The following is a 7,662-nucleotide window of genomic DNA, read 5'->3' on the forward strand; positions in this document are numbered from 1 at the left end:
AGACGTAGTCGAAGCCGTGCTCCTCGGCCTGCTTGGCGAGACCGACGGTGCGCCACGCGGGCGGATTGGTCTGCAGCACGATGCCAAAGTCCATCTCGGGCTCCTTCTAGGACAGGTATTGGGTGAGGCCGCGCTTGAGGAAGCGGCCGTGGCCGGCGCGGCCGTGGAAGGTGCCGTCGGAGACCAGGACCTCGCCCCGGGAGATGACGACGTCGACGTGACCGTCGATCTCGAATCCCTCCCAGGCGGAGTGGTCCATGTTCATGTGGTGGGTCTTCTCGTAGCCGATGCTGGTGTGCCCGGCCGGGTCGTAGACGACGAGGTCGGCGTCGGCGCCGGGGGCGATGACGCCCTTGGTGCCGTAGAGCCCGAACATCCGCGCCGGGGTGGTCGACGTCAGCTCGACCCAGCGCTCGAGGGTGAGCTCGCCGGTGACGACGCCCTGGTAGAGCAGGTCCATCCGGTGCTCGATCGACCCGATCCCGTTCGGGATCGCCCGGAAGTCGCCGAGCCCGAGCTCCTTCTGGTCCTTCATGCAGAACGGGCAGTGGTCGGTCGAGACCATCTGCAGGTCGTTGGTGCGCAGGCCCTGCCACATGGCGTCCTGGTGGCCCTCCTCGCGGGAGCGCAGCGGCGTGGAGCAGACCCACTTGGCGCCCTCGAAGCCGTCCTTGCCGCCGGCCCCCAGCTGCTCCTCGAGGGAGAGGTAGAGGTATTGCGGACAGGTCTCGCCGAAGACGTTCTTGCCGCGGTCGCGGGCCGCCGCGAGCTGGGCCACGGCCTGCTTGGCGCTCACGTGGACGACGTACAACGGGGCGTTGGTGAGGTCGGCCAGCATGATCGCGCGGTGCGTGGCCTCCTCCTCCATCTGCCAGGCGCGGGCGATGCCGTGGTAGTACGGCCCGGTCTTGCCCTGGTTGTAGAGCTGCTCGGCGAGCACGTCGATCGCCGGCCCGTTCTCGGCGTGCATCATCGTCATCAGGCCGAGCTCGGCGGCCTTCTGCATCGCCTTGAGGATCTGCGCGTCGTCGGAGTAGAAGACGCCGGGATAGGCCATGAACAGCTTGTAGCTGGTGATCCCCTCGTCGACGAGCGTCTCCATCGCCTTCAGCGACTGCTCATCGACACCACCGATGATCTGGTGGAAGCCGTAGTCGACCGCGCAGTTGCCGCCGGCCTTCTCGTGCCACGCCGCGAGCCCGGTCTCCACCGCCTCGCCGTACTTCTGCACCGCGAAGTCGATGATCGAGGTGGTGCCGCCCCAGGCCGCGGCGGTCGTCCCGGTCTCGAAGGTGTCGCTGGCGTTGGTGCCGCCGAAGGGCAGCTCCATGTGCGTGTGGGCGTCGATACCGCCCGGGATGACGTACTTCCCGGTCGCGTCGATCAGGGTGTCGACCGCGGCGGCGAGGTCGTGTCCGAGCAGCGTCGAGCCCGGTTGGAGTACGGCGACGATGCGCTCACCGTCGACCAGGACATCGGCAACGGTCCGGCCGGTGGCGCTGACCACCGTGCCCCCCGTGATCAGCAAGGTGCTCATGGCTGCCCTCCTAGGCGTGCGCGATGGCGGTGTAGGAATCGGGGCGACGATCGCGGTAGAACTGCCAGTCGTCGCGCATCTGGCGCACCATGTCGAGGTCGATGTCGCGGATCATCAGCTCCTCCGCGTCGGAGGACCCGCGCTCGCCGACGAAGTTGCCGCGTGGGTCGATGACCTGGCTGGTGCCGTAGAAGTCGACCGCGTCGTCGCCGTACTCGTTGTCCTCGCGGCCGACCCGGTTGGGCTGCAGCACGAAGTAGCCGTTGGCGACGGCCGCGCACGGTCCCTCGACCTCCCAGAGCCGGTTGGAGAGGCCGGGCTTGGTGGCATTGGGGTTGAACACCATGTGGGCACCGCCGAGGCCGAGCTCGCGCCAGCCCTCGGGGAAGTGCCGGTCGTAACAGATGTAGACGCCGATCTTGCCGACCGCGGTGTCGAAGACGGGATAGCCGAGGTTGCCGGGGCGGAAGTAGAACTTCTCCCAGAACTTGTCGAGGTGCGGGATGTGGTGCTTGCGATAGCTGCCCAGGATGGTGCCGTCGTTGTCCACGACGACCGCGGTGTTGTAGTAGACGCCGGTCTGCTCCTCCTCGTAGATCGGCAGGACCATCACCAGCTCGAGCTCCTTGGCGAGCGCCGCGAAGCGCTGCACGATCGGGCCGTCGGCCGGCTCGGCGAAGCGGTAGTACTTCTGGTCCTGGGTGATGCCGAAGTAGGGGCCGTAGAACAGCTCCTGGAAGCAGATCACCTGCGCCCCCTGCGCCTTGGCATCACGGGCGAACTGCTCGTGCTTGTCCAGCATCGAGTCCTTGTCACCGGTCCACGTGGTCTGGGTGATCGCTGCCCTGACGGTCGTCATGAAGAGTCCTCCCGGGTGATGGCTACGCTGCCGCTTGGAACGTTATCCTCTTGGTTGAACATTTCCCATGCTTTTCCCGAGCGTAAATTCCCGGCCGTCCTCGGCGGCACGAACGGAGCCGTCACCGTGAGCCGCTCCCCCGACCTCGCCACGCTGGCCGACCGGTCCCCGCAGGGCATCGCGGGCGCCTTCGGCCGCGCGATCCGCTCCGGCGAGCTCGCACCCGGTGAGCGCCTGCCGACGGTGCGCGAGGTCGCGGCCGAGCTCGGCGTCAGCCCGGCCACCGTCAGCGCGGCGTGGCAGGCACTGCGGCGTACGGGCGTGGTCGTCTCGCGGGGACGCTCCGGCACCTTCGTGCGCGAGACGCCACGTCCGTGGCTGAGCCCGCGTCAGCGTGGGCTGGTCGGCGCCAGTCCGGCCGGGCTGCGCATGGACCTCTCGCGCGGCACCCCCGACCCGTCGCTGCTGCCCAGCCTCGGCCCCGCGTTCGGCCGGGTCTCCGCCCGCGCCGGCACCGGCGTCTATCAGGACGAGCCCGTGCTGCCCCAGCTTCGATCGGTGCTCGAGGCGACCTGGCCCTATCCCGCCGAGTTGATCACCGTGGTCGACGGCGCCACCGACGGGATCGCCCGGGTGCTCGAACAGTGCGTCCACCTCGGCGACCGGGTCGCGTTGGAGTCTCCCGGCTTCCCGCCGTTCTACGACCTCGTGGAGTCGCTGGGGGCGGAGATCGTCCCCCTCGCGATGGACGCCTCCGGGGTCCGACCCGAGTCCCTGCGCGCCGCGCTCGATGCCCGACCGGTCGCGGTGGTCCTCCAGCCGCGCGCCCAGAACCCGACCGGGGTCTCGATGTCTCCCGAGCGGGCGCGTCAACTGGCCGCCGTGCTGACGAGACGACGCCGCCAACCGCTGCCGTGGATCGTCGAGGACGACCACTCCGGCGCGATCAGCACCAGCCCTGACGTCTCGCTGGGCAGCTTCGTGCCCGAGCGGGTCGTGCACGTGCGCAGCTTCTCCAAGTCACACGGCCCCGACCTGCGGATAGCCGCGTTGGGTGGGCCCGCGGAGATGGTCGACCCACTCGTGGCGCGACGGATGCTCGGGCCCGGCTGGACCTCACGGATGGTGCAGACGATCCTCCACGACCTGCTGACCCAGGCGCGGTCGATGGACGAGGTCTCCGAGGCCCGCCGGCAGTACTTCGGCCGTCAGCGCGACCTGGCCGCCCGGCTGGCCGAGCAGGGGATCACCGTCAGCACCCCCGACGGCATCAACCTCTGGCTGCCGGTGCACCACGAGCGCGCGGCCCTGCTCCACCTGGCCGCCGAGGGCATCCGCGTCGCCGGCGGCACGCCGTTCTTCCCCGGCGACACCCGCACGCCGCACATCCGGATCACCTCGGGTCTCGTCGATCCGGAGCACGCCGACGAGGTGGCCGCCGCCCTGATGGCCGCGGCGACCGCGGCCTGAGACCGCCGCCGCTTCGCCCGCCGTCGGCAGCGGGCACGTCCTACAAGTTCACGCATTGCATCTTCCTGCACGGCGATCTCCATAGACCGATGTCCATCGCGTTGCCATTTTGTGCAGTGCGCCTGTTACTCCTCAGGTGCATCCGGTGGCCGAGATCCGGCCATGAAGGAGAGGACCCCCCGTGACACGCTCACACTCGAGCACTCCACGACTGGCAGGCCTGGCAACACTGGCCCTGTCCGCCGCGACCCTGGCAATGCCGATGACCTCGGTCGCGCCGGCCTCCGCCGCCCAGGACGAGCCCAGCTCGATCCAGGCAGCGCATGACAAGGCGGCCCAGTGGATCGCCAGGCACGAAGGCAGGCTCAAGCTGGCCCAAGGCGACAAGCTCGTCCGCGCCGCCACCTTCCAGGGCGGCAACAACACCGTCGCCGTGGCCTATGAGCGGCTGCACCAGGGGCTGCCCGTCATCGGCGGCGACTTCGTCGTCGTCACCGGCGCCGGCGGCGAGGTCCTCAACACCGAGGTGGCGCAGACAGCCCCCGTCGACGTCGCCTCCACCACGCCGGCGATCACGCGGGACCGGGCCATCGCGATCTCCCGTGGTCAGGTCGACGCCGTCGAGAACGTCGAGCCCACTGCCCTGGTCATCTGGCAGGACGGCGCCACCAGCCACCTCGCCTACGAGACCACCATCTCGGGCCGGGACGCCGGCGAGGCATCGCGCCAGTCCGTGTACGTCGACGCGCAGGACGGCGCAGTCCTCGCGATCACGGAGCACGTGGTCGACGGCAGCGGGAGTGCGGCCTACAGCGGCCCCAACCCGCTGGCCTTCAACACCACCCTCGCGGGCAGCACCTACTCCATGCGCGACTCCGCCGCGACGACGCTGACGTGTGCCGACTCGGCCAACAACGTCGTCTTCAGCGGTCCGGACGACTCGTGGGGCAACGGCGTCGCGACCAGCCGCGAGACCGGCTGCGTCGACGCGTTCTACGGCGCGCAGCAGATGCGGATGATGATGTCCTCCTGGCTGGGCCGCAGCGGCATGAACGGCACCGGAGGCTGGGTGCCGATCAAGGTCGGCCTCAACGACATCAACGCCTACTACGACGGCACGCAGGTCCAGATCGGTCACAACCAGGCCGGCTCGTGGATCGGCGAGCTCGACGTGATCGCGCACGAGTTCGGCCACGGCGTCGACGACAAGACGCCCGGCGGCATCTCCGGCTCGGGGACCCAGGAGTTCGTGGGTGACGTGTTCGGCGCGCTCACCGAGTTCTACGACAACCAGGCGGCGGCGTACGACGGTCCCGACTGGACGGTGGGCGAGGAGATCAACCTCGTCGGCCAGGGCCCGATCCGCAACATGGCCGACCCTGCCGCCGCCGGCGACCCGAGCTGCTACACCAGCGCGATCCCGACCACCGAGGTGCACGCGGCGGCCGGTCCCGGCAACCACTGGTTCTACCTGCTCGCCCAGGGCGGGATCTCGAAGTGCGACGGCACCAGCGTGACCGGGATCGGCGTCCAGAACGCCGGCAAGATCATGTACAACGCGATGCTGATGAAGACCACCGGGGCGTCCTACCTCAAGTACCGCACCTGGACGCTGCAGGCGGCCAAGAACCTGGACGGCACCTGCGCCCAGTTCAACGCGGTGAAGAGCGCGTGGGACGCGGTCGACGTGCCCGCCCAGGCGGCGGACCCGACGTGTGCCACCACCCCGCCTCCCACCGGCGGCAACATCCTGCTCAACCCGGGCTTCGAGTCCGGTGCGGCGTCGTGGGCCGGCAACACCGCAGTGATCAGCACCAACACCGGGCGCCCGGCGCGCACCGGCTCCTACAAGGCATGGCTCGGCGGCAACGCCACGACCTCGACGGAGACCCTGACCCAGACGGTCACCGTCCCCTCGACGGCCACGGCGGCGAACCTGTCCTACTGGATCCGTACCGACACCGCCGAGTCGGGCACCACCGCCTACGACACCATGAAGGTCCAGGTCGTCGTCGGCGGCGTCACCACGACGCTGCGCACCTTCAGCAACGTCGGCACCAACGCGACCTACACGCAGTTCAGCCACAGCCTGCTCGCCTACAAGGGTCAGGCAGTCACGGTGAAGTTCCTGATGAACGAGGACGCCTCGCTCCAGACGAGCTTCGTCGTCGATGACACCGCAGTCAGCGTGAGCTGACTCGCACCTGAGCGGATCGGCCCCGGGGAATTATCCGGGGCCGATCTGCGTAGGGCCTGTCATGACTGTCCCGAATCTGACCCTCCATGACGGCACGTCCATCCCCCAGCTCGGCTTCGGTGTCTTCCAGGTCCCCCCGGAGGAGACCGCCGCGACCGTGCGCACCGCCTTCGAGGTGGGCTACCGCCACATCGACACGGCGCAGATGTACCAGAACGAGGAGGGCGTCGGCACCGCCATCAAGGACTCCGGTCTCGACCGCGGCGACCTCTACATCACCACCAAGCTCAACAACGGCTTCCACCGACCCGACGACGCCCGCCGCTCGCTCGAGAAGTCGCTGAGCCGGCTCGGCCTCGACCAGGTCGACCTGTTCCTCATCCACTGGCCGCTGCCGACGCAGTACGACGGCGACTTCGTCTCCACCTGGGAGACGCTCGCCGCGCTCCAGGCGGAGGGCAGGACGCGCTCGATCGGCGTCTCCAACTTCCAGCCCGACCACCTCGACGAGATCGTTTCCAAGACGGGCGTCGTGCCGGTCGTCAACCAGGTCGAGGTGCACCCGTTCTTCGCCAACGAGGCGGTCCGCGCGGCCAACGCCCGCCATGGCGTGCTGACCGAGGCCTGGTCGCCGATCGCGCAGGGCAAGGTCCACGACGACGACGTGATGGGTGAGATCGCCGCCCTCGTCGGCAGGTCCCCGGCCCAGGTCGCGCTGCGCTGGCACCTCCAGCGCGGCGACATCGTCTTCCCCAAGTCGATGCACCGCGAGCGGATGCAGCAGAACTTCGAGCTCTTCGACTTCGAGCTCTCGCACGAGCAGATGGCGTCGGTCTCCGCGCTGGATCTCGGCGAGGCCGGCCGGATGGGCCCGAACCCGGACGAGTTCGACTGGATCCCGGCCTGATCCTTCTTGCCGTCCCTGATCGCCGGCAACTGGCGGCGGCCGACATCCGGATCGCCAAGATCCATGTCGTACGCCGCCAGTTCGCGGCGTTCGTCGGACGACTCGGCCGCCCCGCTGACGACCTGAGCCGTCAGATCCCGAGCGAGCGTGTCCACCGGGTCAACAGGTGGGTGAGGCGCGCGCGCTCGATCTCGGAGAACCCGGCCAGCAGCCGCTCCTCGTTGGCGAAGTGGATCCCGACCACCTCGTCGATGAGTTCTCGACCAGATGACGTGAGCGCAATGCGGCGTACGCGCCCGTCGTGCTCGACGCGCTCGCGCGTCACCAACCCGGCGGCCGCCAGCCGGTCGACGCGCTTGGTCACCGTTCCGGACGTGATCACGGTGGTCTCGGCGAGCTGGCCGGGTGTCAGCGCGAACGGGGAGCCGGCGCGGCGCAGGGCGGCGAGCACGTCGAACTCCCCGTCGGACAGGCCGGCCCTCTCGAACACCGGGCGCAGTTCGGCGTGCAGCACGTCGGCCAACCGGTGCAGCCGGCCGATGATCCCCATCGCGCTGGTGTCCAGGTCGGGCCTCTCCCGCGCCCACTGCTGCTGGATCCGGGCGACGTGGTCGAGGTCATCACTCACGAGAGGAATATATCTGCCGCCGCAGACATTATCTCTTCCATGGAAACTATACTGCGGAGCCGGG

General features: G+C 69.1%; 6 protein-coding genes. 3 read left to right on the top strand and 3 right to left on the bottom strand.

The genetic code is table 11. The annotated features are described in order from the left end of the window. Positions 1-106: 106 nt before the first annotated feature. Both hydA and RMO85_RS03995 read right to left on the bottom strand, forming a co-directional pair. Entirely contained in the window at positions 107-1,537 is a 1,431-nt protein-coding gene (gene hydA, locus RMO85_RS03990) for a dihydropyrimidinase (RefSeq protein ID WP_310526611.1), read from the bottom strand. Between the two features lie 10 nt (positions 1,538-1,547). Then, positions 1,548-2,396, bottom strand: a complete 849-nt coding sequence (locus RMO85_RS03995) for a nitrilase-related carbon-nitrogen hydrolase (protein ID WP_310526612.1) — start codon at positions 2,394-2,396, stop codon at positions 1,548-1,550. A gap of 126 nt (positions 2,397-2,522) precedes the next feature. Between RMO85_RS03995 and RMO85_RS04000 the strand changes: the two genes are divergently transcribed. From RMO85_RS04000 to RMO85_RS04010, 3 genes are all read left to right on the top strand, one after another. Next, entirely contained in the window at positions 2,523-3,866 is a 1,344-nt protein-coding gene (locus RMO85_RS04000; protein WP_310526613.1) for an aminotransferase class I/II-fold pyridoxal phosphate-dependent enzyme, read from the top strand. A 181-nt stretch (positions 3,867-4,047) separates the two neighbouring features. After that, positions 4,048-6,063 carry a M4 family metallopeptidase gene (locus RMO85_RS04005; RefSeq protein ID WP_310526614.1) on the top strand — a complete coding sequence of 672 codons (2,016 nt, stop codon included), beginning with the start codon at positions 4,048-4,050 and terminating at the stop codon, positions 6,061-6,063. Between the two features lie 61 nt (positions 6,064-6,124). Next, a complete protein-coding gene (locus RMO85_RS04010; RefSeq protein ID WP_310526615.1) occupies positions 6,125-6,970 on the top strand; it encodes an aldo/keto reductase in 846 nt (281 codons plus the stop codon). A 130-nt stretch (positions 6,971-7,100) separates the two neighbouring features. Here RMO85_RS04010 and RMO85_RS04015 read toward each other — a convergent pair whose 3' ends face one another. Beyond that, positions 7,101-7,598, bottom strand: a complete 498-nt coding sequence (locus RMO85_RS04015) for a MarR family transcriptional regulator (RefSeq protein ID WP_310526616.1) — start codon at positions 7,596-7,598, stop codon at positions 7,101-7,103. Positions 7,599-7,662: the final 64 nt, after the last annotated feature.

Source organism: Nocardioides sp. (assembly GCF_031422975.1).
Taxonomy (GTDB): Bacteria; Actinomycetota; Actinomycetes; order Propionibacteriales; family Nocardioidaceae; genus Nocardioides.